Annotated in this window: 27 protein-coding genes and 3 pseudogenes; 16 read left to right on the top strand and 14 right to left on the bottom strand. The window is 55.7% G+C overall.

All coding sequences use genetic code 11. The features are described from left to right. Positions 1 to 2: 2 nt before the first annotated feature. Together AB1E34_RS09770 and AB1E34_RS09765 are read right to left on the bottom strand one after the other, a co-directional pair. Entirely contained in the window at positions 3 to 497 is a 495-nt protein-coding gene (locus AB1E34_RS09770; protein ID WP_372572145.1) for a TRAP transporter small permease, read from the bottom strand. A 116-nt stretch (positions 498 to 613) separates the two neighbouring features. After that, positions 614 to 1,585, bottom strand: a complete 972-nt coding sequence (locus AB1E34_RS09765; protein WP_372572144.1) for a TRAP transporter substrate-binding protein — start codon at positions 1,583 to 1,585, stop codon at positions 614 to 616. A 305-nt stretch (positions 1,586 to 1,890) separates the two neighbouring features. Here AB1E34_RS09765 and AB1E34_RS09760 point away from each other — a divergent pair, with 305 nt between their 5' ends. Continuing rightward, entirely contained in the window at positions 1,891 to 2,574 is a 684-nt protein-coding gene (locus tag AB1E34_RS09760) for a GntR family transcriptional regulator (protein ID WP_372572143.1), read from the top strand. A gap of 71 nt (positions 2,575 to 2,645) precedes the next feature. On the opposite strand, the pseudogene AB1E34_RS09755 reads toward AB1E34_RS09760, so the two are convergent. Beyond that, positions 2,646 to 3,187 (bottom strand): annotated as a pseudogene (locus tag AB1E34_RS09755) (IS5 family transposase); the annotation flags it as partial. A 19-nt stretch (positions 3,188 to 3,206) separates the two neighbouring features. On the opposite strand from AB1E34_RS09755, the pseudogene AB1E34_RS09750 reads away from it, so the two are divergent. Beyond that, positions 3,207 to 3,446, top strand: a pseudogene (locus AB1E34_RS09750) (transposase); the annotation flags it as partial. On the opposite strand, the pseudogene AB1E34_RS09745 reads toward AB1E34_RS09750, so the two are convergent. The 7 genes and pseudogenes from AB1E34_RS09745 to AB1E34_RS09715 all read right to left on the bottom strand — a co-directional run. Further along, positions 3,440 to 3,616 (bottom strand): annotated as a pseudogene (locus tag AB1E34_RS09745) (IS5/IS1182 family transposase); the annotation flags it as partial. The pseudogenes AB1E34_RS09750 and AB1E34_RS09745 sit on opposite strands and share 7 nt — an antisense overlap. Positions 3,617 to 3,778: 162 nt before the next feature. Continuing rightward, on the bottom strand, positions 3,779 to 4,588 hold the full coding sequence (locus tag AB1E34_RS09740; protein WP_372572142.1) for an NAD-dependent epimerase/dehydratase family protein: 810 nt from the start codon (positions 4,586 to 4,588) through the stop codon (positions 3,779 to 3,781). Beyond that, the gene (locus AB1E34_RS09735; protein WP_372572141.1) at positions 4,576 to 5,466 is read right to left on the bottom strand and encodes a hypothetical protein; all 891 of its coding nucleotides are present in this window, start codon (positions 5,464 to 5,466) and stop codon (positions 4,576 to 4,578) included. Before AB1E34_RS09735 ends, AB1E34_RS09740 begins: the two co-directional genes overlap by 13 nt. Before the next feature lie 52 nt (positions 5,467 to 5,518). Further along, a complete protein-coding gene (locus tag AB1E34_RS09730) occupies positions 5,519 to 6,514 on the bottom strand; it encodes a substrate-binding domain-containing protein (RefSeq protein ID WP_372572140.1) in 996 nt (331 codons plus the stop codon). Positions 6,515 to 6,565: 51 nt separating this feature from the next. Beyond that, positions 6,566 to 7,552 (bottom strand): ABC transporter permease, encoded by a 987-nt coding sequence (locus AB1E34_RS09725; RefSeq protein WP_372572183.1) that lies wholly within the window; start codon positions 7,550 to 7,552, stop codon positions 6,566 to 6,568. A gap of 2 nt (positions 7,553 to 7,554) precedes the next feature. Beyond that, positions 7,555 to 9,117, bottom strand: coding sequence for a sugar ABC transporter ATP-binding protein (locus AB1E34_RS09720; RefSeq protein ID WP_372572139.1), 1,563 nt, complete (start codon positions 9,115 to 9,117; stop codon positions 7,555 to 7,557). A gap of 127 nt (positions 9,118 to 9,244) precedes the next feature. Then, positions 9,245 to 9,916, bottom strand: a complete 672-nt coding sequence (locus AB1E34_RS09715) for a GntR family transcriptional regulator (protein ID WP_372572138.1) — start codon at positions 9,914 to 9,916, stop codon at positions 9,245 to 9,247. Between the two features lie 109 nt (positions 9,917 to 10,025). Here AB1E34_RS09715 and AB1E34_RS09710 point away from each other — a divergent pair, with 109 nt between their 5' ends. The 13 genes from AB1E34_RS09710 (at position 10,026) to AB1E34_RS09650 (ending at position 20,742) form a co-directional block, all read left to right on the top strand. Next, complete coding sequence (locus AB1E34_RS09710; RefSeq protein ID WP_372572137.1) at positions 10,026 to 10,895, top strand: SMP-30/gluconolactonase/LRE family protein; 870 nt, start codon at positions 10,026 to 10,028, stop codon at positions 10,893 to 10,895. After that, on the top strand, positions 10,801 to 11,955 hold the full coding sequence (locus AB1E34_RS09705; protein WP_372572136.1) for a sugar ABC transporter substrate-binding protein: 1,155 nt from the start codon (positions 10,801 to 10,803) through the stop codon (positions 11,953 to 11,955). The genes AB1E34_RS09710 and AB1E34_RS09705 overlap by 95 nt, the downstream gene beginning before the upstream one ends. An 87-nt stretch (positions 11,956 to 12,042) precedes the next feature. Continuing rightward, a complete protein-coding gene (locus AB1E34_RS09700) occupies positions 12,043 to 13,566 on the top strand; it encodes a sugar ABC transporter ATP-binding protein (protein WP_372572135.1) in 1,524 nt (507 codons plus the stop codon). Next, on the top strand, positions 13,563 to 14,564 hold the full coding sequence (locus tag AB1E34_RS09695) for an ABC transporter permease (protein WP_372572134.1): 1,002 nt from the start codon (positions 13,563 to 13,565) through the stop codon (positions 14,562 to 14,564). Before AB1E34_RS09700 ends, AB1E34_RS09695 begins: the two co-directional genes overlap by 4 nt. A gap of 1 nt (position 14,565) precedes the next feature. After that, entirely contained in the window at positions 14,566 to 15,354 is a 789-nt protein-coding gene (locus AB1E34_RS09690) for an SDR family NAD(P)-dependent oxidoreductase (protein WP_372572133.1), read from the top strand. Between the two features lie 22 nt (positions 15,355 to 15,376). After that, positions 15,377 to 15,871, top strand: a complete 495-nt coding sequence (locus tag AB1E34_RS09685; protein WP_058275454.1) for a lactoylglutathione lyase family protein — start codon at positions 15,377 to 15,379, stop codon at positions 15,869 to 15,871. A 34-nt stretch (positions 15,872 to 15,905) separates the two neighbouring features. Then, positions 15,906 to 16,895 (top strand): C-terminal binding protein, encoded by a 990-nt coding sequence (locus AB1E34_RS09680; RefSeq protein WP_372572132.1) that lies wholly within the window; start codon positions 15,906 to 15,908, stop codon positions 16,893 to 16,895. A gap of 12 nt (positions 16,896 to 16,907) precedes the next feature. Continuing rightward, the gene (locus AB1E34_RS09675) at positions 16,908 to 17,597 is read left to right on the top strand and encodes an RraA family protein (RefSeq protein WP_372572131.1); all 690 of its coding nucleotides are present in this window, start codon (positions 16,908 to 16,910) and stop codon (positions 17,595 to 17,597) included. Continuing rightward, the gene (locus AB1E34_RS09670; protein ID WP_372572130.1) at positions 17,578 to 18,498 is read left to right on the top strand and encodes a 2-dehydro-3-deoxygalactonokinase; all 921 of its coding nucleotides are present in this window, start codon (positions 17,578 to 17,580) and stop codon (positions 18,496 to 18,498) included. The genes AB1E34_RS09675 and AB1E34_RS09670 overlap by 20 nt, the downstream gene beginning before the upstream one ends. Beyond that, positions 18,495 to 19,121 carry a 2-dehydro-3-deoxy-6-phosphogalactonate aldolase gene (locus AB1E34_RS09665; protein WP_372572129.1) on the top strand — a complete coding sequence of 209 codons (627 nt, stop codon included), beginning with the start codon at positions 18,495 to 18,497 and terminating at the stop codon, positions 19,119 to 19,121. The genes AB1E34_RS09670 and AB1E34_RS09665 overlap by 4 nt, the downstream gene beginning before the upstream one ends. Next, complete coding sequence (locus tag AB1E34_RS09660; protein WP_372572128.1) at positions 19,118 to 19,819, top strand: SDR family NAD(P)-dependent oxidoreductase; 702 nt, start codon at positions 19,118 to 19,120, stop codon at positions 19,817 to 19,819. The genes AB1E34_RS09665 and AB1E34_RS09660 overlap by 4 nt, the downstream gene beginning before the upstream one ends. A 10-nt stretch (positions 19,820 to 19,829) precedes the next feature. Next, complete coding sequence (locus AB1E34_RS09655; protein ID WP_372572127.1) at positions 19,830 to 20,348, top strand: 2,4'-dihydroxyacetophenone dioxygenase family protein; 519 nt, start codon at positions 19,830 to 19,832, stop codon at positions 20,346 to 20,348. Then, entirely contained in the window at positions 20,329 to 20,742 is a 414-nt protein-coding gene (locus AB1E34_RS09650) for a methylglyoxal synthase (protein ID WP_372572126.1), read from the top strand. The genes AB1E34_RS09655 and AB1E34_RS09650 overlap by 20 nt, the downstream gene beginning before the upstream one ends. Before the next feature lie 24 nt (positions 20,743 to 20,766). On the opposite strand, the gene AB1E34_RS09645 is transcribed toward AB1E34_RS09650, so the two are convergent. The 4 genes from AB1E34_RS09645 to AB1E34_RS09630 all read right to left on the bottom strand — a co-directional run bounded on the left by AB1E34_RS09645 (position 20,767) and on the right by AB1E34_RS09630 (position 24,816). After that, entirely contained in the window at positions 20,767 to 21,912 is a 1,146-nt protein-coding gene (locus AB1E34_RS09645; RefSeq protein ID WP_372572125.1) for an alpha-hydroxy acid oxidase, read from the bottom strand. Positions 21,913 to 21,959: 47 nt separating this feature from the next. After that, positions 21,960 to 23,243 carry a TRAP transporter large permease gene (locus tag AB1E34_RS09640; protein ID WP_372572124.1) on the bottom strand — a complete coding sequence of 428 codons (1,284 nt, stop codon included), beginning with the start codon at positions 23,241 to 23,243 and terminating at the stop codon, positions 21,960 to 21,962. 10 nt (positions 23,244 to 23,253) lie between these two features. Continuing rightward, entirely contained in the window at positions 23,254 to 23,739 is a 486-nt protein-coding gene (locus tag AB1E34_RS09635) for a TRAP transporter small permease (protein ID WP_372572123.1), read from the bottom strand. A gap of 78 nt (positions 23,740 to 23,817) precedes the next feature. Next, positions 23,818 to 24,816: a TRAP transporter substrate-binding protein gene (locus AB1E34_RS09630; protein ID WP_372572122.1), complete on the bottom strand. Its 999-nt coding sequence runs from the start codon at positions 24,814 to 24,816 to the stop codon at positions 23,818 to 23,820. A 133-nt stretch (positions 24,817 to 24,949) separates the two neighbouring features. Here AB1E34_RS09630 and AB1E34_RS09625 point away from each other — a divergent pair, with 133 nt between their 5' ends. Continuing rightward, complete coding sequence (locus tag AB1E34_RS09625; RefSeq protein ID WP_372572121.1) at positions 24,950 to 25,624, top strand: GntR family transcriptional regulator; 675 nt, start codon at positions 24,950 to 24,952, stop codon at positions 25,622 to 25,624. The last annotated feature ends 207 nt before the right edge of the window (positions 25,625 to 25,831 follow it).

Genomic DNA, 25,831 nt, shown 5'->3' with positions numbered 1-25,831 from the left:
GATTAACCCTGATCTATGGTGTCTTGGCGCGCATCCTCGCCCAGAAACAGGCGGATCAGATGACCGATGGAAAACAGAAGGACCAATGCTCCGCTTATGGTCATAGGCAGGGATCGCAGGCCCTCGGGCCATTGAATAAGTGGTATCAATGTGCCCCATTTGAATTCGGTCAATTCAAGCCCATACCAGAACATCATCACGCCAAATCCGGCGAGCAGCAGATCTGTGATGCAGACAAAGACCGTTCGTACCTTCGGTGGCACCATGCTGCGGAAGAGAACAACAGAGAGATGGGTGTGGTTGTGCACTCCAGCTGCTGCGCCGAAGAAGGCAATGACCATGACAAGCAAAAGCGAAACCTGTTCAACCCAGGTGGGCGTGTCATTCAGGACGTACCGGCCAAAGACCAGCCACGCGAAGATGGCGGTCATAATCACGATGGCGACGCCGGCCAACAAGGTACAAAGGCGGGCGAGCAGATCGAGGAAGATATCCATCCTCCGTAGAAGCTCTGATGTCTTGCCTGAAACTTGCATGCCGCCCCCTTTTTGGTTTTACGAGCCCGGCTTCGTTGAAGGAAACCGGACGCGCTTTTTTTGTTCGCTTTGGCAGATCACTCGGTGGCCTGGGCCATCTCGACCAATGCTTTCATATCAGGGTTTGCAGCAAGGTAGTCAGCATAGACAACGTCCATCGCGGACTGGAACGGGCCCTTGTCTGCGATTTCGTTGACTGTGATGCCAGCCGCTTCCACGTCAGAGCGCGCTTGCGAAGACCCAACAGCCCACAGTTCGCGCTGGTACAGAGCCGCTTCTTGTGCCGCACTGCGTACAGCTTCTTGTAGTTCGGGGCTAAGCGCGTTGAACTTGGCTGTATTCACACAGATGCACTCGGGGATGATCAGATGCTCAGATAGGGAGTAGTGCGATGTCACTTCGAAATGGCCGACGTTTTTGAACGACGGGAAGTTGTTCTCCGCACCATCAACAACGCCTGTTTTCAGCGCCTGTTGTACTTCCGAAAACGCCATGGGAGACGGATTTCCACCCATCGCCGAAATCATCGAAGTGTAGAGATCATTGTTCATGACTCGGATCTTCAGGCCTTCCACATCGGCTGGAGAGTTGATCGGTTTCTGGCTGTAGAACGATCGGGCCCCAGCATCAAAATATGCAAGTGGAAGGACCCCTGCTTCACCCATTGCTTCGGCAACGACCTCGCCAGCTTCACCTTCCATAACGCGGAACATGTGCGGCACACTTTTGAAGATGAATGGAAGCGATACAAGGTTTGCCTCTTTGACCATCGGACCAATCGGGCCAAGGTTGAAGTTACCAACCTCGATGGCTCCAATACGCACTTGCTCCAGCGCATCGGGTTGCGAGCCAAGAACGCCGCCATGGAACACATCGACCGTGACTTCGCCATCCGTGGCTGTGTCTACAAGTTCAGCAAACTTGTCCATCGCCGCCGTATTGGGGTGGCCGTCATTGTGAATGTTCCAAGCGCGCCAGCTTTCGGCCGATGCTGATGAGGCGATCAGTGCAACGGCTACTGCTGCAAAAAGCGATTTCGTAGAAGTCATGGGTCTCCTCCCCGTTTTTTCTGGGCAGCAACAGGCCAAAACGTGTCGTCTGGAGGATGAAAGTCGCAAAACTTCCTGCTTCCTCCCAGAGCCGGAATCACTGCTGACACCATAAGGACACTAGTATCCAAGTTGTGTCAACAACTCGTTTGAAACTTGTACCGGCCTTGACTCTGATGATCAGAGGCTCTTTGATGCCACCGGAAAAAACCTACCTTAAAATGAACCCCGGTCTGGTTTTTACCTCTATATAACAATTACTTAAATCAGCCGAAATCCGTGGCAGTAGAACTATGAATCAGAGAGTGCAAGAAAAAATCGTGGACGGAATTAGAACCCGAACAACCACAGATGTCGTCTACGATACTCTACACGATCAGATCGTTTCGCTCGAGATTCTTCCCGGTACAAAACTGTCCGAGACCGAAGTCGCACGCCGATTTGGCGTCTCTCGCCAACCTGTGCGCAACGCCTTTACCAAGCTAGGCAATGAGGATTTGCTGCTCATTCGGCCACAAAAAGCAACCGAGGTGCGCGGGTTTTCAATGGATCGATTAGAGCTTGCTCGTTTGGTGCGCAGGGCCGTCGAACTTGAAGTTATTCATGGGGCGATCGAAACCTGGGACGCAGAGAGAGATGCGAAGCTTAGTGAAAATCTGACCCTCCAGGAGAACGCTCTGGCCAAAGGGGATCTACCCGCCTTCCATGCGCTTGATTATGATTTTCACAAACTAATCTATGTTCTGGGCGGCAATCCACTAGCATTCGAAGTAATGCTGGAATGCAAGCAAAAAGTAGATCGTCTCTGCATGCTTGGCCTTGGGAAAGACCGCGAAGCAAATTCCATTTTAGAAGACCATTATGAAATCGCAAACGGGCTCGCTTCGCGGAATCTGTCAAAAGCGCAGACCGCAGTTAGAAAACACTTGTCCCGCCTCGATGACACCATTGCGTTTATTCACGAACGCCATCCGGAGTATTTTGAATAAGTTCGGAAACCCGCGTGGGCGCTGTTGCGTAACTCACGGGTAAGGCGTGACGGCCCTTTTCCCCGTTGATGTCATGCCGCACGAGTGATTTCGGCGGTGCCGAGAGCATTGAAACGGTTCATGAGAGCGACGCGGATGTGGAATTCTGCGGTTTGTCGGTCGGGGTCTCTTGCTGCTATGCGTTCGCCGATTGCCTTGAGGCACCGCATCCACTGCCCGGCAGTGGTTTGCTTGCAAACCATGAGAGGGTCGCCTCGATCCGGCTCTGAGCGTGGTACCCTGTCCAGCGCTTCCAGAACGCCCGACCGTAGTGCCGGGTAGCGCGCAGTGTTTCGTTCCTGACCCGAGCGGCCGAGCAGTCTTCCGTCCACGGTCGACCGTTCTTTCGGATCGGAATGATCGGGGCGGCGTCACGCTCAATGATGGCCGTGTAGCAGCGGCGCGTGTCGTAAGCGCCGTCCGCTGTCACAGTGCCGATCTCCTCGTCCTCGGAGATCTGATTGAGCAACTCTGGCAGTACCGGACTGTCGCCATCTCGGCTTGGGGTGAGTTCTACGGCGCGGGTGTCAGAGGTTGCCGTATCCATGGCCAGATGCACCTTGCGCCACTGGCGGCAACCCCGAACGCCATTCTGCCTGTCGATCAAGGTGCTGTTCAAGCTGCCACTGAGACAGACAGCAGGGATGGTCGCCAGCCTTTTGCGCATGGCCGGGCTGGACTGGCCTGTTCCCGATTACTCCACCCTTAGCCGTCGACAGAAGACCTTAGCCGTTCAAATCCCGTAGCGCCGCGCCGACGGCCCGCTCAACCTGCTTATCGACAGCACTGGGATCAAGTTTCTCGGCGATGGCGAGTGGCAAGCCCGCAAGCATTGGATCGCCGCATTCGAAAAGATCGGCGGGCGACCAGGCCGACCCTTATGCGCTGCGAGCCAGGTCATGTCCTTGTCCAGCCGGACAAGAAGTGAGCCGCGCTTCTTGAGCGCAGCATTGTAGTCAGACCAGTTCGTGACGCGGTATCGGGCGGATGATGGCTTACTCATTCGCCCCGTTTAACCATGAGGCTTAACGCTGTGAATCCCTCGCACAAAGAGTTCTGCAACAACGCCGTTCGGAGCCTTGGCCGGCTGCGCGCATTTTCGGTCTGCGAGCGCCCTCGGATTTCATCAACATACTGGGCCCGTCTACTGGAGCAACCAGGGCTTTCACCAGTGCGGAAGCCGCTTCTCAAAAAACTCAGCGATGCGAAATGAGAAAAGCCTTTTGATTGAGGTTCTCATTGCGATGGCGGATGTCATTTTCGCGGGGCTTCCATCTTGCGGATCGTACCCGATTTTCCGTTTTGTTTCGGCGATATCCCAACGCATGCCGGGGTTGTCTGACATAAGATTTAAAGCCGCAAACGCGACGTCCTTGGCGTCTATCGCTGCACGCATGCCGTTCAGAAAATCCCGATCGCTCAGCCACATCTCCTGTCCCCAACGGCCCATCGCCATATGCGGTCCAGGTTTGTTGTCATGGGTCCATTGGGTCCAGCCGATGCGCAGGCAGATGACCGAAAGCCCGTGATGCTGCGCAAAGTAAGCGCCGGTCCGTTCGCAAAACAGCTTTGACATGCCGTAGGCGTTCACCGGCCCCGGAGGCGTGTCGCTGTTCAATGCATCAGCGGTGAAACGCTTATCCCCGTGGACCCAGTTCGAACTGGCGAGAACCACACGTTTGACGCCCATCGCCACTGCATGATGGTAGAGTGACAGCGTCGCGTCCATGTTGTGTTTGATCGCTGATGACCAGCTTGCGGCAGGCTCACGGTCTCCGGCCAGATGGACGATCACATCCACGCCTTCCAGAAGTCTGATCCAGATTAGGTCACCAGACAGATCCGCGATATGAATATCCGGGTGATCAACCGGGCGAATGTCGATCCCTGACACTTTGTAGTCAGGATCCGCCTCCAACACATCGAAGAGTTTTCGACCCAGATGCCCACCTGCACCTGTAATCAGGACATGCATGATAGTAACTCCCTATTCGAGCCAAGAATTGGTGGATTGCTGTTTGGCCAAATTTCAAAGTCCTGACGAAACCTGAGCGTCTCATCCCGCGCTAAATCAGATTTTGGCGAGTGCCATTCGGCCTCACAGTAGGAATAGTCGCCCGAATTGAATACCTCGACGGGATACTGATGCATAAAGCTGTCGCTCGGTGCTGGCGGGTGTGTTGAACAGAGTATCCAGGGGCCAGCTTTGCCGACCTTGATAAGCGTTTCCCCATCTGGGTTAGGAAGTCCAACCTTGAATTCTTGCTGTTTGGCGCAATCTGCAATGACGCAGTTTTCCGCCAGTTCAACCATTGATCCGGAGTGCCCGAAAACGGGATAGATTTTGGGATCGCCCATCATAATCCCGATCGTGGCGGGCGTATTGATCATCATGACGGACCAAATGCCTGTTGCCCTGGAAACGTGACCGTGATTGGTCACACTATGCTCAATGCTCCACGCAGCGGCTGACTTCAGGGTGATGCGCCGCGCCACGGACAGGTGCGAGACAGGACAGATCTGGCTTGTCAATTCGACATGATCCTCATCTCGTGAGGTGACCAGAAAAGGGTCACTGTCGAGTGCCGTATACGGGGCACTATCCTTCCAGGCCCTATCGGGCGCAATCCAGGTTTTTTCTCCGCCCCAGAGGGGGAAACCAAACTGCGGGGAGCGTGTTGGCAAGTCGGCCAGATCAATTTCATCAACCGGCAAGTGTACCAAGTCCGGATTCTGAAAAAGCAGCGATCGCTCTTGGAAAGTAACACCCCACAAACGGCCACCAATTCCAGGCAGGATAACAAGCTCCAATTCGCCTCTTGTTAACTGCAGAACGGACCATCGATCAGACATGAGGGGTTCCCGAGCGGTGACCCGGCGCAAAACTTCTGCGCCGGGAAAACGTTTAGACGTGCTTGAATTGGGCGACGTTTTGCGCCGTTATCGGCATCACCCCAGTTTCGACGCGTTCCGGCAGTGGATTGATCCCGGCGGCCTTCCAATCCGGCAAGACCTTCAGTGCGTCCGTGTTCTGCCAGTGCATCATGTGGAAGGCGAGGAAGATCTCGAGGTAGGATTTCTGAGCCACCGCACCGTGGATCGTACCGTCTTCGATATAGGGCAGCATGTCATCGTTGCGGTCCATCGCGACGATCTTGATGTCCTTGCGATCTGCTTCGGTCACTGCGATGGCTGCGCCTTTGCCGCTGTCGCCGTCCGTACCACCAATGCCAACAATGTCAGGGTTGGCCTGGATAGCCTGAAGATAGGCCGTCGGAGCGTATGACGGGTCGGCTTTGTCGTTGACGACGTCAACCACCTCAATGTCAGGATATTTCTCTGCAAAGATCTGTTTGTACCCTTCTACACGCTCCAGGGTCGACGGCGCTGGGAATGTACCAAGGATGACTTTTCCCTTTCCACCAATCGCTTCGGCCAGCATCTCGCCACCGACCCGCCCGGCCTGAACGCCGTTGATGCCCAGGAAAGTGGATCGGGGGCTGTCGGGGATGTCACCAATACAACAAGTGATGGGGATGCCGGCTTCGACTGCGCGCTCCACGCCGGGCGCTAAGGTCGCGGGATCGCCGGGGAAGATCAGGATGCCAGCGGGGCGGCGGGCGATCAGTTCATCAAGCTGACGCGCCTGTGCTGCTGTGTCGAAATCCAGCGGACCGGTGAACGTGGCCTTGATACCCATCAGTTCTTCGAGGTCCTCCATCGCGTTGCGGTAATCCACCCAGAACGGCACCTGAGTTACGATGGAGAGAAAAACATATTCCTTACCAGCCGCCTGTGCCATGGCTTCCTTCGACAGGATTGGTAGTCCGAAGGCGGCGGCCAATCCTGCGGTAGTGCCCGCAGTCAGCAGCCTGCGCCGATTTACAGTCATCTCAGTCATCGTGATCTCCCTTTTGGATGATTGGTTGTTGTTGGTTTTTATTGATTGGGGTCAGCCCCGTTTGCTGCGGATCAGCATGTCCAATGCGACGGCTGAGACGAGCACGCCACCGATGACAATCATTTGCCAGTAGATCGAAACGGCTTGCATGGTCATCGTATTGTTGATCAAGGCGACGAACACGACGCCAAGGAATGCGCCGAGAATTGTGCCTTCGCCCCCGCGCAGCGACGCACCACCAATAACGGCCGCAGCCAGCACCTGCAGTTCGATTCCATTGCCTGCTGTCGGCGTGCCGCTCATCAATCGCGAGGCCAGCAGCACGCCGGCCAAGGCCGCCAAAATGCCCGTGAGCGCATAAAGAATGATGCGAACGCGTGTTACGTGGATGCCTGAAAGCATGGCGGCTTTTTCATTTGCACCGATGAAGTAGACCTGCCTGAAAAACCGGGTGTGGCGCACTGCCAGGTCAAAAAGGATCACCAAAACGAGGGTCAGCAACACGATCACAGGAAAGCCGCCAATGTCGGTCTTGCCAATCCAGCTGAATGACGCAGGCAGACTGGAGACTGAGAAACCCTCAGTCAGAACTAACGCGATGCCGCGCGCGATCGACATTGTCCCAAGTGTGGCGATCAATGGGTTGATCCCGAGTCCCGTGACGAGCAAACCGTTTACAACCCCGACGACGCAGCCAAGGATCAGGCCGCAGATCACCGCAAGCGGGATCGGCATGCCGGTCAGCAGCAACATTGCAACAACCGTGGAAGACAGCGCCATGACTGATCCAACCGAAAGATCGAACCCGCCTGATGCCAGCAGGATCGCCATGCCGATGACAATGATTGCTGTCGGTGCCATGCCCACGGCCACGGCCCGAAAGTTCGAGAAGCTGAAGAAATAGGGATTGACGTTGGCCATCACGATGATGATCGCGGCGATCAAAACGATCAGCGTCAGCTCACGGATGTCGACGAATGCCTGCAGGACGCGCCGCATAAGTGACCGTTTCTCGGAAATGTTGGCTTGAGCGACCATGGTCACGACGCGACTCCTTTGTGTTGGGAAGGCTGTGCAGCCGAGCGATTGGCGTTCCCGGCGGCCATTTGCAGAAGTACGCTTTCGCTGGCGTCCTCTGCTGCGATGTCGCCCATCAGACGACCCTCGTGAACGACAAGAATGCGCGAGGACAGCGAAGCCAATTCCGGAAAATCGGACGACACCACCAGAATCGCCATTCCTTCTGCCGCTTGGCGGAGCAGCTCTGTATGGATCTGAAATTTCGCGCCCACATCGACGCCTTTCGTAGGTTCTTCCACGATCAGAAGGTCAGGTGTGCGTTTGAGCCATTTGGCCAGCATGATCTTTTGCTGATTTCCCCCCGACAGAGCGCCGACGTCTTCAGTGATCCCACTGGCTTTGACGCTAAATGCATCAATGGCAGCGTTGCTGGCTTTCTTTATTGATGCCTTGCGCATGATGCCCAGGTTCGCGTGTTCAGAAAGACTTGCGGCGATCAGGTTGTCGCTGAGCGATTGTTCGAGAAACAGACCTTCGGTCTTTCGTTCTTCCGGTACAAAGCCTATGCCAAGGCGCATTGCGTGGCGCAGGGAAGTGAGCTTCACTGGCGCCCCGCGCAGCTCGACAACCCCCTCGGCTCCCGGCATCAATCCAACGATTGAGCGGACAATCTCGCTTCGGCGCGCTCCCATTAGCCCGGCCATGCCGACTATTTCGCCGGCCTTAATCGAAAATGAGATGTCTTCGAATTCACCTGAGTGCGTCAGGCCTTTGACGGTAAGGACATCGTTCCCTTTGACATGGGCTGATCTGTTGACATCACCAGGATGTGCGCCCCCAATCATCTCTGCAACCACTTGTTCCTGAGAGGTCTCAGCCACTGGCAAAGTGCTGATCTGGCGTCCATCCCGCAAAACGGTAATTCGATCGGATATTCGGAATATCTCGTCCATGTGGTGGCTGACATAGACAATGCCGATCCCCTTTTTTGTCAGCCCGCGAAGTACGTCGAACAACGCGTCCACTTCGTCAGGAGCCAGTGCTGATGTCGGCTCATCCAGCAAAAGGACGCGTGAGTTCAGGGACAGCGCCTTGGCAATTTCTACAATCTGGCGGGAGCTGATTGGCAGGCTGTCGACGGGGATCGAAACGTCGATGTCCAGTCCGAACTCTGCCAAAAGCGCTTCGGCACGGCGGCGCAGTTCCGGCCAGTCAACGACACCCAAACGGGTCGGAGCTCGTCCGGCATAGATGTTTTCAGCGACAGAAAGAGCCCCGGCCAGGCTGAGCTCTTGAAACACGCAACTGACGCCAAGCGATTGCGCGTGCGACGGATTTTCAATTCGACCTTCATTGCCGTTACACAGAATTCTTCCCTCCGACGGTTGATGAAGTCCGTAGAGCAGACCCAAACACGTGGATTTGCCTGCGCCGTTTTCACCGCAAAGCGCATGCACTTCGCCTGGGCGCAGTTCGAATTCCAAATGATTAAGAACAACGTTTGCACCAAAACTTTTGCTAACCGCATCCAATCGGATCAGGGGTAGTGCGTTCCTCGGATCAAGAATCGAAGCTGATGTCATTGTATTCCTCCCGAAGTCTAATTGACATCTGAGATATCAGATGTCAATTGCTTTGTGATGAAGCTAATGATGGCATGAAGAAGGGCAGCCCTTCGCAGGACTGCCCTTTGAAACGTGTTGGCGTTGATTAGGAGGCCTTCGCGCCCTCAAGCACGATCGAAGCACTTTCATAGGCCTGCCGGGTTCGATCAATGTGCTCCACCAGAAGCAATTTAATTTTCGCCATATCACCTTGACGCACCGCGACCGCGATTTTCTGATGTTCTTCGAATGAAAGTTCTGTGTGTTGCGGTAGCTTGGATAAATGGGTCCGCAATGCGGCGATCTTACCGATGTAGCGCGTATAACTCGCGGTCAGATAGTCGTTTCCGGCGTGCTCAAAGATCAATTGGTGAAAAGAAGTATCCAGCGCCAGGTACTCTCTTTCATCGCGGCGCGACCGAGCGCGCTCCATATCTTTCACAACTCTCTCCATGCCGACGGCCAACCCATCAGGGTCCCTCGATAGAGCCAATTCAAATGCGGCTGTCTCGATGGCCTGCCTGAAGTCACAGATTTGCGTTACTTCAGCCTCGGAAAGGGAGAACACGCGGGCACCTTTTTGCGGTTCGATACTAACAAGCCCTTCATCACGCAGTTGGGCTAACGCTTCGCGAACCGGCGATTTGGAGACACCAAGTTCCTCGGATATCTTACGCTCGGAAAGTATCTGGCCCATCTTTAGCGAGCCGTCGATGATACTGTTCCTCAAATGCTCCAAGGCAAGTTCTCGGAGAGATTTGGGTCGTTCAAGGGCCATAATCGGGGTCTCCAAAAAAATGTGTTGCATGACAGAAGATATCTGATACACCAGATAAGGCAAGCTGGAATATCAGATATCAGATTGACTGGAGGGGAGCCGGTTTGAAATGCGTGCAGAGTTAGTTCTTGATTGCAGGAATGAGCATGGGGAGGGGATTCTCTGGAACCCTGCCGATGAGCTTGTCTGGTGGACCGATATCGAAGGCTGCGCGCTTTGGTCTTACGATCCATCGACTTTGAAGAGCGCCAAACACCCTATGACAGAGCGTGTCTGCTGCTTTGCTCCTCGCGCAAAAGGGGGCTTGATCGTTGCCTTTGCTGATCGGGTCGTTCTGTTTGATCTGGACACGAACGTGGAAACGCTTGTTGCCCGCTTCGAACCCAATAACGCCGAGACGCGACTGAACGACGGACGGACAGATCGGCAGGGAAGGCTGATCGTCGGTGGGATGAACGAGGTGTCCGGAGCCCACGATTCGTCAGTCTTGTGCATCGACACGGACCTGTCCGTGCGGACAATCATCGAAAAGGTGTCCTGTGCAAACTCTGCTTGTTTTGCCCCAGATGGCGGCACGATGTTTTTTGCGGATACACCAGACCGGGAAATCGTAGCCTTTGATTACGACACCGCCACTGGTTCGGTTTCTGACCGACGCATTCACGCTTCATTCAAGGACGAACCGGGGCTACCCGACGGGTCCTGTGTCGATGCCGAAGGTGGTGTCTGGAACGCCGAGTGGGAAGGTCACCGTGTTGTTCGCGTAGCCCCGAACGGCGCGATTGATCGGGTCATAGAAATTCCTGTCTGGAAGCCCACCTGCTGTGCCTTTGGTGGCCCGGAACTCGACACACTCTTCATTACGACCTCGCGCCTGATGAGTGATGAAGACGCCCTATCAAAAGAACCGGAATCGGGCGGCTTGTTCGCAGTCAAACCCGGCGTTTGTGGCGTGCTCGACACGCCATTCAACGGATAACGAAAAATTTCTGGAGGAGAATAAAATGCTGAAAACACTTATGAATACGACAATGGCCGCTGGTTTCGCCCTGCTCGCCTCTGTCATCCATGCGGAAGACTATCCGACACCGATCCCGCTCGAAGACGGTGCGCAAGCTCCAATTGATGCGATTGCCCCAAAAAACGAAAAGTTCCGCATCGCCTACATGCCGCCCGCAACCGAGTTCAACTACTACATCGCAATTGGCGAGGGTATCAAAGCGGTTGCGGCTGAAGCGGGCGTTGAAGTCTTCATGTTGGCCCCACAATCGGGTGCTGACATCAACGGCCAAATGGGCATGATCCAGGACGTGCTGACCCAGGATGTGGATGCGATCATCTTTGGCACCCACGATGAATTTGCTGCCGCGCCCCTTCTCAAGCAGGCGGTCGACAAGGGTATGGCGGTGTTGATGATCAACTCGGATATACCGAACTTTCCGACGCCGATCCACGGCGTGGTCGGGTATTCGCAGCGAAACGGCACACACAACATCGCTGATTGGGCCATCGAGAATTATGGCGACAAACCTCTGAAGGTTGGCATCATTGAAGGTCAGCCCGGATACCACTCGACCGAGCGTGTTGGCGGTTTTCTCGACGGTATCGACGGCAACGAAAACTTCGAAGTAGTCGTGTCCATTGACGGCAAGTGGAATGTCGAAGGTGGCAATACCGCTGGCATGGATATTCTGCAATCACATCCCGATCTCGACATGATCTTTGCTGCAAATGACTACATGATCATCGGGGCATCGTTTGCAGCCAAGGCCCTCGGTCGCTCTGATATCGTTCTGCTCGGCAACGATGGGGATACCTCGGGCCTGGAGGAAATCGCTGCGGGTAACATCACCGCAACGGTAAATACCTCGCCGTTCCTCATGGGTCGGGCGGCTATGCAGGCAACGATTGATGCGCTGAATGGCTCCTATCCCGGTGGATGGATCGAAACACCGACCTCGATTGAGGACAAGGATGGTGCAATCAGCGTTCTGCAAGAACCTGAAAAGCTCTTCCCGCAGCCATCCAAAGAGTACTGAGCGTTCTCCCTGCTTCCCGGTGGCATGTTCGTGTGCTGCCGGGGTCGCAATTCAACTGAGTTTCCCGTTCAAGTCGAGGCCACACAGATGACAACAGAAAAACCCCTTTGGGAGTTTGTCGATATCACCAAGGCCTATCCCGGCGTTTTGGCGAATGACAAAGTCTGTATCAAGCTTCTGCCCGGCTCGATCCATGGGCTGCTTGGTGAAAACGGGTGCGGCAAGTCCACAATGATCAAGACGCTGTCCGGCGTGCAGCAGCCTGACAGCGGCCGGATTCTTCACAACGGCCAACCGGTAACAGTTAGCGACCCACAGGTCGCACGCGATCTCGGTATCGCAACGGTATTTCAGGAGTTCTCGATCGTTCCAACACTGTCTGTTGGCGAGAATATCTTTCTGGGCAACATGCCCCGGTCCAGATTGGGCGTAATAGACTGGGGTAAGGTGCACGACGAAGCCGCCCGTGTTTTAGCAGAGATGGACGTCGATGTTTCACCCAATGCCATCACCGGCACGCTTTCCGTAGGTGAGCAACAGCTTGTCGAGATTGCCAAGGCTATTGCGATGGATGCCCGTATGATCATCCTCGATGAGCCGACAGCCGCGTTGGGCGAGGACGAAATCGAACGCCTGCACCAGTTGTTGCGCAACATGCGCAGCCGCGGAACAGCTATTCTTTATGTCTCCCATCGCTTGGATGAGGTGGAGCGGATCGTCGACGAAGTAACGATCCTGCGCAATGGGCGCGTCGTGCGAGCCAGTGGCGAGACGGAAATCAACGTCTCTGAAATTGTCAGCGCCATGGTCGGGGAAGACATAGGTGAGCACTACCCAAAAGAGCAGAATGCAACCCACGAAGTTGTTCTCGAAGCGAGCGGGCTTGCAACCAATGCCGGAGTGACGGATGCATCCTTTGCGCTCCACAAAGGTGAAGTGCTTGGCCTAGGCGGCGTGTTGGGAAGCGGGCGCACGGAAATCGCAAGGGCCCTGTTTGGAACAGATGAGATTGTTGCCGGTCAAGTCACATTAAAGGGCAATCCAGTCCGGTTCGGCCGGGAAATCGACGCGATCCGCGCCGGTTTGGCCTTGGTTCCGGAAAACCGAAAATATGATGGCTTGTTCTTCAATTTCCGGGCCAGCGGCAACATTACCGCAGCGTCGCTTGGCGGTCTGAGCCGGTTTGGTGTCTTGGACCTTAAGGCTGAGGAACACGCCACGCACGACCTGATCCGCGATCTGGAGATTTCGACCCAGGCAGAGGAAAAGACAGTCAACTTCCTTTCCGGAGGGAACCAGCAGAAGATCGTGATTGCGCGTTGGCTGTTCTCGGATTCGGAGATCTTGATCCTTGATGAACCCACGCAAGGGATCGATATCGGCGCCAAGATCGCGGTCTACAAGCTGATAAACAAGCTGACCCGCGCAGGCAAATCCATCATCCTGATCAGTTCGGACCACGATGAGCTTCTGGCGATGAGCGATCGGATCGCAATCGTTCAGCACGGCACGATTACGCGAACCGTGGATGCGTCGGACCTAACTCATGATGACCTCGTGCGGGCCTCCGCAGACGTCCCACATCTCAAGCCAGAGGAGGTTTTCGCATGAAGCGGATCTTTGACACTCAATTGATCGGACCCTTCGCGGCCATGGTGATCGTCGCCCTGATTGTCGCGCTCACAACAGAGCGGTTTCTGAATCCGGGAAATCTTTCGAACCTTTCCTTGCAAGTCAGCATCGTGGCGCTCATTGCCATCGGTTCTACCATCGTGATTTTCGCGGCTGGCATCGATTTGAGCTCCGGTTCAATGGTTGCTTTGCTGACCATGATCCTTGCACAAATGCTGAAGTTCCTTGGCATTCCGCTTGTGCTGGCACTCCCGCTTATCCTTTTTGCCGGTGGATTGTTGGGGCTCTTTATTGGCTTGATTACGGCTTACGGACGCATACCGTCGTTCATTACCACACTGGCGGCGCTGATCGCATTCCGTGGTCTCGCACTGACCTTCAACAATGGCTCGCCTATCTTTTCGCTCGATCCCGCGCTTGAGCCGATCTTTTACGGTAAGTTGTTTGGCATTCCGTTGCCCTTCTTCTATCTCGTTTTCTTCTATGCACTTGCGGCATTTACGATGAATTTCACAAAGCTGGGCCGCGAAATCTATGCCGTCGGCGGCAACCCGGCCGCCGCCGTTCTGACCGGCATCAACGTGCGCAAGGTGCAGACAACGACGTTTGTGATTGCAGGTTTCATGACCGCCGTAGGCGCGATCCTGATGTCGGCACGCTTGAACTCCGGCTCCCCAAATTATGGGCAAACGCTTGAATTGCAGGCGATAGCCGCCGCTGTGGTCGGAGGTGCCAGTCTCGCTGGAGGGCGCGGCAACATCCTCGCCACGCTGATGGGCGCCATGACCATCGTGATTGTCCAGAACGGCCTGAACCTGAATGCAGCGCCGTCATCTGTTCAGAATATCGTGCTGGGACTGATCATCCTTCTGGCCGTTGGCATCGACATGTGGCGGGCTGAGATTTCTGCCCTGATGGCGCGCATTTTCGGGCGCGCGTCGCCCGCTCAGACATCCAGTGTGAAAAAGGGAGCATGACATGGACCTTGGGCTGAAAGACAAGCTTGTACTCGTCACCGGCTCTGGCTCTGGTATTGGGAAGGCGACTGCGAAAGTCTATTTGCAGGAAGGCGCACGCGTCATTGTTCACGGTTTGACGGAGACCGAAGTGAGTGCCTGCATGGACGACCTTGCCACCTTGGGCGACGTCAAAGGGATGGCGGCGGATTTGACGAGGGCGACTGATGCAAGCGCGCTGGCTGAATTTGCGCAATTGCAAGGTGTAGTAGATGTCCTGGTCAACAATGTTGGCATCTTCTCGGTCAAACCATTCGAAGACCTGACCGATGATGACTGGATGCACTATTTTAACATCAACGTCCTGTCTGCAGTTCGGATGAGCCGGGTTTTCCTGCCTGCTATGCTGAAACGCGGCACTGGGTCGATCATCAACATGGCGAGCGAAGCAGCGGTAAAGCCTCTGCCCCAGATGGTGCACTACTCCGTCACGAAAACTGCCATGTTAGGTCTCACCCGTGGCATGGCAGAGCTGACCAAGGGCACGAAGGTGCGGGTCAATTCCATCCTGCCTGGTCCAACATGGACCGAAGGGGTCGAAGCATATTTCGACGGCCTTGCCGACCAAAAGGGCGAACCGCTCGACACAATCGTGGACAACTACTTCAAGTCGGACGAGCCCACCTCGCTGATCCAACGTTTCGTCCAACCGGACGAAGTCGCCCGCATGATCGTCACGATCTCGGCCAGCACCGCCTCCAATGGTTCTGCACACCGGATCGAAGGCGGCATTGTTCGCAACATTCTCTGACATTCAAAAACAGGAGCCACCCATGGTCGCACTTACATTCTCTCACATCGGCATCACGGTTCCGGATTTGGAAAAGGCCGTGGAATTTTATTCCAAGGCGTTCGATCTATACGTGCTGATGGAGCCCACCGAAATTCTCCACGACGAAAGCGCCATCGGTCAGATGTGCGACGATGTCTTTGGCGAAGGCTGGGGCAAATTTCGCATCGCGCATCTGTCGATGGGCGACGGTGTGGGTATCGAGCTATTCGAGTTTCCCAAGACGATCGAAGAAGAACGCCCGTTCGAATATTGGCGCCGGGGTCTGTTTCACTTCTGCGTGCAGGACGCGGATCTGGAAGGGCGGATCAAAATTATCGAAGAACTGGGCGGTCGCCAGCGCATGGAACAGGTGCGCAAGTATTACCCGGGCGAAAAGCCATATCGCATGGTCTACATGGAAGACCCGTTCGGCAACATTTTCGAACTCTACAGCCACTCGTACGAGTTGACATATTCGGCGGGCGCCTATGTCTGATCAGCCGACATTCGTTCCACGGACGGATCGGCCGATGGTCGTGATCACCGATTACGACTTTGGCAATGTCGATGTGGAAACCGAGATCCTCGAAGCGGCCGGTGCCGAAGTCATCGCGCTTCAGGCCAAATCCGAAGAGGACCTTTTTGAGGTCGCGCCGCACTGCGCTGCGATGATGAACCAATATGCCAAGGTTGGGCAGCAAACGATCACGCGGATGGAACGCTGTGAGGTGATCGCGCGCTATGGTGTGGGTGTCGATATCGTCGATGTCGGCACGGCCACCGAACGGGGCATTCTGGTGACCAATGTGCAAAACTACTGCACCGAAGAGGTCGCAGATCATGCGATCTCCCTATGGCTCACGCTGGCCCGAAAACTGCCAGACTACGACCGCGCAACCCATGCGGGAATCTGGCGATGGCAAAGTGGACAGCCGGTTTTTCGCCTGCGCGGGCGCACGATGGGCGTCGTGTCGCTGGGCAAGATCGGACAGGCCATCGTGGCACGGGCGCGGGCCTTCGGCGTCAATGTCATTGCCTATGATCCCTTCCTGCCGGCAAATGTCGCCACGTCGCTGGGGGTGGAATTGGTGTCCAAGGCCGATCTTCTGGCACGCTCCGACTATGTCCTGATGCAGGCGCCTATGACGCCTGATACCCATCATTTCTTGTCGGATGCGGAATTCGCTTCGATGAAACCGGGCGCAATCCTGGTGAACACCGGTCGTGGTCCAACCGTGGACAACAAGGCCCTCTACCGCGCTCTGACCAATGGTCAACTGGCCGCCGCCGGCCTCGATGATCCCGAAGAAGAGCCGGCCAAGCGCGCCAACTGGAACCCGGATGACAACCCGCTCTTCACGCTGCCCAACGTGCTCGTGACACCACACGCCGCCTATTACTCCGAAGAATCCATACGTGCCGCCCGGGTCACCGCTGCAACGCAGGTGGCCAAGGTGCTCACAGGGCAAAAGCCAGACTACACCGTCAATGCCGAGGCATTGGCCGCAACACCCGCATAACAGGAGACAAGAATGCCAGACGTTAGTAGTGACCTCAGGGTCTTCAATGACTTTGAACGAAACCCGGATCTGCTCAAGAAATTCGACAAGGTGCTCGAGGCCTATTCAGCAGCAGCCATCTTTGCCGACGTTCAGTATCGTACCGGTGTGATGGACAGCGCCATCAAGCCCGCATTCCGCGCCAAGGTTACGGGCCAGGCCGTCACCGTGCAGCTTTCCAAAGGCGACCTGGTCGACCCTCTGAAAGCCTTGGAGATGGGCCAACCCGGCGACGTGATCGTTGTGGATGCGGGCGGCGACGTCAATACGTCGGTCTGCGGTGGGCTCATGGGCGGGTTGGCGCAGAACCGGGGCATTCGCGGCATGATCGTAGATGGTACGGGACGCGATACGGACGAATTGGAAGACATCAACTGGCCGATCTGGACACGGGCGATCACCCCGCGCGGAACGCACACGATGTTTTCCGGGCGCAAGGACGAGCTTTCGATCAACGTGCCGATCGCTTGTGGTGGCGTGGTCGTGAACCCCGGTGACTTTATCGTCGCTGATTTGATGGGCGTTGTCGTGATCCCGCAGGAACTGGCCGAAGAAACCGTGCGCCTTGCCCAGGAACAGGCCGATCGCGAAGAAGAAACCCGCAAATGGGTTGCCAAGGGAAAAACCGTCGAGGATCTTCTAAATGAATTCGGTCGTATCTGAACCAGCCCTTATCGGTGTCGATTGGGGAACCTCTTCTCTCCGTGCTTTTCTTATTGGTGCGGAGGGTGAGGTCATTGACGGTGTCTCATCTCCCGAAGGCATCATGCAGGTTTCTGGAAAGACCTTCGAGGTGGTCCTTGATCGTCTCATTGGCCCTTGGGTTGCCCAGATCGATCTGCCGATCCTTGCATCTGGTATGATAACCAGCCGGAACGGCTGGGTTGAAACGCCCTATGCCGAAATGCCGCTTGGTGCCTGTGGTCTTGCGCGGGCTTTGGTGCCACATGATGCCGATAGCGGAGCCCGGATCCACTTTGTGACGGGGGCATCAATCGAGCACGCGGGCGGCCCGGACGTGATGCGCGGCGAGGAGACGCAGATTATTGGCGCGTCCGCACTTGGTCTGAACGACGGTACTTTCGTGATGCCGGGCACGCACAGCAAATGGGTCCAGGTTGCGGATGGGCAGATCGTGGATTTCTCAACCTATATGACGGGCGAGATCTTTGCAGCTCTCAAGGGGCACACGATCCTTGGAACTTTGATGGAGGATCACGACTTCGACGTAGCTGCCTTTGAAACCGGCGTAGCTGCGGGCCTCGAAGGGGGGTCCAATCTATTGCACAATTTGTTTCACGTTCGGACACTTCCACTCATGGGTAAAATCCCCAAGGTTGCTACGGCTGATTACTTGTCCGGCCTTCTGATAGGTGCGGAGGTTGCGGCTGCGACCCGCGCTGTCGAAAATATCGGCACCGTCACCCTTGTGGGACGCAGCGACCTGTCAGACCGCTATGATATTGCCTTACGGGCCGCGGGGCTGGAAACCCGCCGAGCGCCGGATGATATCGTCGCCAAAGGGCATTTTCTGATTGCCCGCGCAGCGGGGCTATTGGGATGATCGACCTCACTGCGGCGCTGGCCGAAAACCCACTGATTGCAATCTTGCGCGGGCTGGAACCAGAAAACGCGTTACCAGTTGCTGGTGAGCTGATTGAGGCCGCCTTTCGTATCGTCGAAGTTCCGCTGAACTCTCCAGATCCGCTGGAGTCGATCGCTCGAATTGCCAAGCATTATGGGGCGCAGGCCGTGGTAGGGGCGGGCACAGTCCTGACCGCTGAGCAAGTCGATGCGGTTGCTGATGCAGGCGGGCGGATCATAGTCTCACCGAACATGAACCCGGATGTGGGGCGTGCCGCGGTTGCGCGGGGTCTATATTGGTGTCCGGGCGTGGTGACCCCGTCCGAGGCCTTTGTCGCCTTGGATCTTGGTGCCTCTGTTCTAAAGTTCTTTCCAGCTGAGATGGTGCCGCCGACCGCCATCGCCGCCATGCGTGCGATATTGCCCCAAGAGGCTGTCATTGCTGCGGTGGGGGGGATCACACCGGAAACAATGGCCGCGTACCGCGCAGCCGGGACAAATGGGTTCGGGTTGGGATCGGCCCTGTTCAAGCCGGGCCGTGCATTGGATGATATTGGCGCACGTGCGCGTGCTTTCACCCAAGCACTGAAAGATCAAAGATGAAACAAGCCATTGTCACCGGAGGCACCCGAGGTATCGGCGCGGGTGTGGCGCGGTCGCTTGCTGATGCTGGCTGGTCCGTTATCGCCGCATCCGTGTCGGACTCCGAGCTGGATGCCTTTGCTCCTCAGGCCGGTATAACAACACAGCTTCTGGATGTGACAGATCAGGCTTCGGTCGATGCTGTGTTCGGCAACCTCAGGCGCCTCGACGCCTTGGTGAACTGCGCGGGGATTCTGCTCAGGGGTGAAGAATATGATATCGACGTCTTTGCCAGGGTTCTTGATGTAAACCTGACCGGGACGATGCGCTGCTGCCTCGCCGCGCAACCGCTTTTGGTCAAGCAGGGTGGGGCAATCGTTAACACCGCGTCCATGCTAAGCACTTTTGGCGGCCCACTGGTCCCGGCCTATTCGGCCTCAAAAGGTGGGGTCGCACAACTCACCAAGGCATTGGCAGGTCGCTGGGCCGGAGACGGCGTCAGAGTAAATGCCATTGCACCGGGCTGGATCGAGACGGAAATGACACAAGGTCTTCGGGACGACCCTGATCGAACCGAAGGGATCATGGCGCGTACGCCGTTGAAACGATGGGGTAAACCTGAAGAGGTTGGCGCGCTTGTACGCTGGCTTCTGAGTGAAGATGCCAGCTTTGTCACCGGGTCGGTTTATCCGGTCGACGGTGGCTATCTGGCAATGTGAGGAGAGGCCAATGAAAAACGACGACACTGCGAGAATGCCGTATCAGTTGCCGTTCCCGAAGGAAGCGCAGGACGAGATTGTGATACCGAACGCGGTGACAGAGGACGAAAGGCTCTGGGTGCCGCAGGCCGAAAACGTGTGGTTCCGCCCCCTCTGCCTCAATCGGTCACAAGGCTATTGGATGAACCTGTTGAAGGTCCGCAAGGCCGGTGTCCTTTCGCGCCACCGTCACCCGCAACCTGTCCACGGCTTTGTTCTGAAAGGACGCTGGCACTACTTGGAACATGACTGGGTCGCCGAAGAGGGCGGCTATGTCTATGAACCACCGGGTGAAACTCACACGCTGGTTGTTCCGGATGATGTCGAAGAGATGATCACCTATTTCCAGGTTAACGGTGTGATGTGCTATGTCGATCCGTGGGGCAAGGTGCAAGGCTACGAGGATGTGTTCACCAAGATCGATCTGTGTCGAAAGCACTTCGCCGAAGTTGGTCTTGGGGAGAACTACGTTGAACAATTCATCCGGTGATCGCCCGTGTTTTGCGCTTGTTGCGCATGACGCAAGAAAAGACGAGATCGTAGCTTGGGTTGGCCTTCAGAAGACCCGGCTATCAGGAGTTAGCATCGTATCAACAGGTACGACCGGCGGTCGTATCAAAGAAGCCTTTCCTGAATTGAATGTAACCTGTTTGAAAAGTGGCCCGCTTGGCGGTGACCAGCAGATTGGTGCAATGATCTGCGAAGAGAAGCTTGATGCTTTGATATTCTTCGTCGACCCACTCTCGCCTATGCCGCACGATGTGGATGTAAAGGCGTTGACCCGTCTTGCGACGGTATACGATCTGCCGATGGCGTGTTCGCGATCAACGGCTGATCTAATCGTGAAGGGCCTGCGTGAGACCAACAGCAACGCGCAGTCCTAAAGCTTTCCGATTCCGGCGGATTGCTCAGTCGCTGTTTAGAAGGAACCGGGCAAGATGGTCAGGTTTTTCAACGCCCAACTGACTCATATTGGCTGTCATGTCAGCTCGCAAAATATGCACGAGGTGATCTATGCCCTGTGATCCAAAAGCTGCGACCGCATACTGAAACGCCCGCCCGACCATGACGAAATCGGCACCTTTGGCCAACGCGCGCATGATATCCAGGCCCCAGGCCACACCAGAATCGTATATGAGGGGGACACGCGGTCCGACCGCATCACGGATTTTTGGCAACTGGTCGATGACAGCAGGTCCAGCTTCGAATTGGCGACCGGAATGATTTGAAACCCAAATGCAATCTACGCCCTCTGCCACCATTTTTTCAGCATCCTCCGACCGTAAAACGCCTTTGACGACAAGATGACCATCCCATTCGTCGCGCAATTCTCGCAGGTATTGCCAATCGGGAATGCCTCGGATCAGGGCGCCAGCATGGGTGAAACTCTCCCGACCGCGTTGCGGCACATAGTCATCAAAGAACCGCATGCGCGGCATGATACCTTCAAGCATATGGGCAAGGCACCAAGCCGGCCGCGCGGCCATTTCGGCAAGCGTTCGCAAGTCGGCCTTGGGCGGGACGGTCAGGTTTGCACGTCTCTGGCGTTCACGCCTGCTTTCTTCCGGGACATCGACAGTCATAATAAGTGTGTGAAAACCAGCGGCCTTGATCCGTGGCAGCATTTCCCGGCGCAATTCTGCAGAGTTCACGGGGTAGTGCTGAAACCACCCGTTTTGGCCGATGTAAGGGGCGACATCCTCCGGTGAGGCGACCGCGACGCTGGACAGTGAAAACGGGATGTTGTGGGCGACGGCGGCCTGCGCCAGCATCCGTTCCGCGCCGGCCCACAACAATCCAGACATACCGACAGGTGCAATTCCAAACGGCAGATCGTAGGTCTGCCCCAGCAGTGTCGTTTGGAGGTCGGCTTTGGTTCGTCCACACAGCACGCTGGGCATGAACCCGATAGCATCAAGCGCATCACGATTCACGCTTTTCCCCAGCTCTCTGCCAGTTGCGCTGTCGAGATACTCGAAGGCAAACTTCGGGATGCGCTTTTGCGCGGTTTTCCGAAGGTCTTCTATCGACGGGTGGGATAGGTCCAGATCCATCCGGGTCCTCTGGTTTTGTTGTCTAACGTTTGAAACGCCTCAGCCGTTCACCAAAGGGATGGCAGGGCCAGGGAGATTGCGGGCACATAGGTGATGAACATCAACAGGATCAGCATGCCGGCAAAGAATGGCAGGATCGCGCGGCTGAGGCTTTCGATGGAGACCTTCGAAATGCTGCTGGCCACGAACAGGTTTACGCCCAAAGGTGGTGTACAGAATCCGATGGCCAGATTGACCGTCAGAATGACGCCAAAGACGATAGGATCGACACCCAGCGCGGTTGCAACCGGCAGCAGGATCGGCGTCATGATGATGATCGACGAAATCGTCTCCATGAACATGCCGATCACCAGCAATAGCAGATTGATCAACAATAGAATGATGATCGGATTGTCGGACAGGCTGGTGATCGTTGTGGCGAGTTCTGTCGGGATTCTTGCAAGCGTGATCAGTCTGCCAAAGGCGGTCGCCATGATCACCAATATCAGAATGGTGCCGCTGGTCTTTGCACTGCCCGCCAAAACCTCTGGCAGGTCCTTCAGGGTGATGTCTCCATAGACGAAGATGCCGATGAAGGCGGCATAAACCACAGCCACGGCGCCGGCTTCGGTCGGGGTGAAGATACCACTATAGATGCCCCCAAGGATAATTACTGGCACCAGAAGCGCCCAGATCGAAGACCGGAAACTCTGCCAGACGCCCGGGCCTGAGAACGTGGTTGTCGATTGCTGAACAACCGCGTCCTTCCGCAGCAGGACGCGGGCGACCAACATGAACATGAGGGCAAAAAGGATACCAGGAACAACACCCGCCAGGAACAGCTTTCCAATCGAAACCTCGGCAGTAACACCATAGATGATGAAGGGGATACTTGGTGGGATCATCACGCCGATCATCCCCGAAGACGCCGTCAATGCGCCGCTGAATTTGCGGGTATAGCCGACCTTTTCCATCTCGGGGATCATGTTTGATCCGATGGCGGCGACAGTTGCAGGAGACGAACCGGATATGGCGGCAAAGAACACACAGGCGAGCACGTTCACATAAGCCAACCCACCCCGGATGTGACCTATCAGTGCATTGGCGAACCCAACCAGTCGACGGGACATCCCACCGTGCTGCATCAGGTCTCCTGCGAGGATGAACAAGGGAACAGCGATCAGCGGAAACGAATCCGCGCCTGTGACCACCGAGCGCGCCAAAAGAACCATCGGCGGCGTGCCATCCACGAAGACCATCACGATCATGGTCGCAAGACCCAGGCAGATGCCAATGGGCACGCTGAAAAGCAGAAGGGCGAAAAGTGTAAGGAAAAGCGTTGTCGCAAGCATGCCGGGTTCCTCACACTTTGGTTCCTGCGATCAGACGCAGGGTTCGGATCAGATGTTGAGTGATGCGGATCGCGGACAGGCCCGCACCAACCGGCGCTGAAGCATAAAGGATCGGGATTGGCAGCCCCAAAACAACCGAGGTCTGGCTGGCGACAAAGGGCTGCCGGATCAGCTTGATGCATTCAATTGTCAGAACGATCAGAAACCCAAGAACCAGAAGCGCGATCACAACGTCCGCATAAAGCCTCGCCCGCTCGCTCAGGACATCACGTAGGACTGTAATGCGCACATGATCGCCGGTGTGGAAGGCATAGCTGACACCAAGCCAGACAAACCAGACGAACAGCCAGAGTGTTAGCTCTTCACCCCATGAAAGAGAGGCATTCATGATATAGCGCATAAACACATTGCCGAAAATCAACACGACAATCGCGGCTAGGAGCGCACTGGCCAGGACTTTTTCGGCATTCATATCGATCCATTTGATAGCCGACATCGTTCACCTCCCCTTGAACGAAAGGGGCACCCGATCCCGCATGGTACGGGTGCCCGGATTGACAGAGTATTTCGTGGGTCAGCTTCCGCTTGCAGCGGATACCGCCGCGACCCAAGCGTCGTAGGCTTCTGCGCCAACTTCATCGCGATATTTCAGGCGAACGCTTTCGGTTTTGTCGGCGAAAGCCTGTCTCTGCTCTGCAGTCAGTTCCAGAACCTCGACACCAGCGGCACGGATCTGTTCCAGCTGCTCCGCATTTTCGCTGGCGACCAGTTCAGCCTGATAATCTCGTGCGGCGGCCATCGAGTCGCGGACCAGTTGCTGATGCTCCGCGGGCAGCGAGTCAAAGAATGGTTTGGAGATGACCGGCATGTAGACCGCAAAGACATGGCCCGTGGTCGAAAGGTACTTCTGCACCTCGTAGAAACGCTGTGAGGTAATGATCGCCAGCGGGTTTTCCTGCCCGTCGATCACGCCTTGCTGGAGGGCAGAGTAAACCTCGCCGAAGTTCATCGGTGTCGGGTTGGCGCCGAGTGTCTCGAATGTTGCCACATGCGCCGGAACCTTCATCGTGCGCAGCTTGACGCCTTCAAGGTCTTCGGGTGTTTCAACCGGGCGGACATTGTTGGTCACGTTGCGCACGCCCAATTCAAGCCAACCAAGACCGACGAGCCCCTGATTTTCGACCCGTCCGAGCATTCCGTCTCCGGCCTCACCATCCAGAACATCAAAGGCGATGTCTTTGGAGGCATACATGTAGGGAAGCTCGATCACCGCAAAAGCCGGATCCCAACCTGCGAAGAACGAAGACGGGGGAATGGCCATTTCAAGAACGCCGGTTTGAACACCTTCGATCATCTCGCGATCCGGGCCCATCTGCGAGGATGGAAAGATCTGGACATCGATTTCGCCATTCGAACCGGTCTCAACCAGTTCTTCGAATTTCAGGAGCGCACGATGCATGTGGAATGCTTCGGCGGCACCGTGCCCAACTTTGATAACTGTTTCGGCCGAGGCCGCGAAGGCAAGTCCGGTCGACATGGCGACGGCAAGCGCGAATGTGGATTTGTTGAACAAGGTTTCCTCCCATGAATTGTTCAGTATTTTTACGATCTTTCATCTGACATATCAGATATAATATATAAATCAATGCTGGACGTGATACCCTGAAACAGTAGAGTGGTCAGATACCTTAAATATGGCAGGGAAAATGCAACTTAAACGACCGGATTCATTGAGCAAAATTGCGGAGGCGGAAATCCGGAGAAACATCGTGCAGGGTGTCTTTGGGTTGGGCGAGTCGCTGCAGGAAGCCAAGCTTTCAACGGCCATGGGCATCAGTAAGACGCCGATTCGCGAGGCCCTTGCAGCGTTAAACCTTCAGGGTCTTGTGCAGATCGTTCCGCGGCGCGGAGCATTTGTTTTCACTCTGTCTCACGAGGATGTCGTGCAACTCTGTAGGTATCGGTTGATCCTCGAAACAGCGGCTATGGATCAGGCGCTTGTTGAAAACCCTTCTGCCTTGCTTGATGAACTTGCGGATTTGGTGTCCGAGATGACTGACGCGCGGAAGGCCGATGATTTCGAACGGTATCTCGAGTTGGACGCAGCTTTTCACGACGCATTTTTCAGACATTGTGGCAACAGCTACCTGCGGGACGGATATCAGAAAGTCAGTGACATCGTCCGCACAATGCGCACGCATTTATCAAAGCGCCCGGATCGCACTGCCAAATCTTTGAAAGAACATGATGCAATCACTGCGCATCTGCGTGAGGGCAAAGTGAAAGCCGCAAAGAACATCTTAAGCCGCCAAATCACGCGTGGAGAACGCTCTTACTCGGATCTGGCTGGCAACGAGTTGTCATCGGAGAAGAATCGGTAAGATTCCAGTTTGCCAACTGCCGTCCATTGCGCACCCAAACTTCGCTGCGCTTGAACTGAATGGCCAAATTGTCTTCCACCGAGCGGCATGATCTTTCGCGCGATTGCAGCAAAACCGGCGCTGCATGCGTTCGCAAAGAATGGCACTTCCGAGTTGGGCTCTCAGCCGCCCGCTGCGGTCGCAGCGACGGCACATCTCTCGGGCCTC

Source organism: Ruegeria jejuensis (assembly GCF_041537905.1).
Classification (GTDB): domain Bacteria; phylum Pseudomonadota; class Alphaproteobacteria; order Rhodobacterales; family Rhodobacteraceae; genus Ruegeria_C.
Note: the sequence above shows the minus strand (reverse complement) of the source record. Positions and strands in the feature narration are given on the sequence as shown.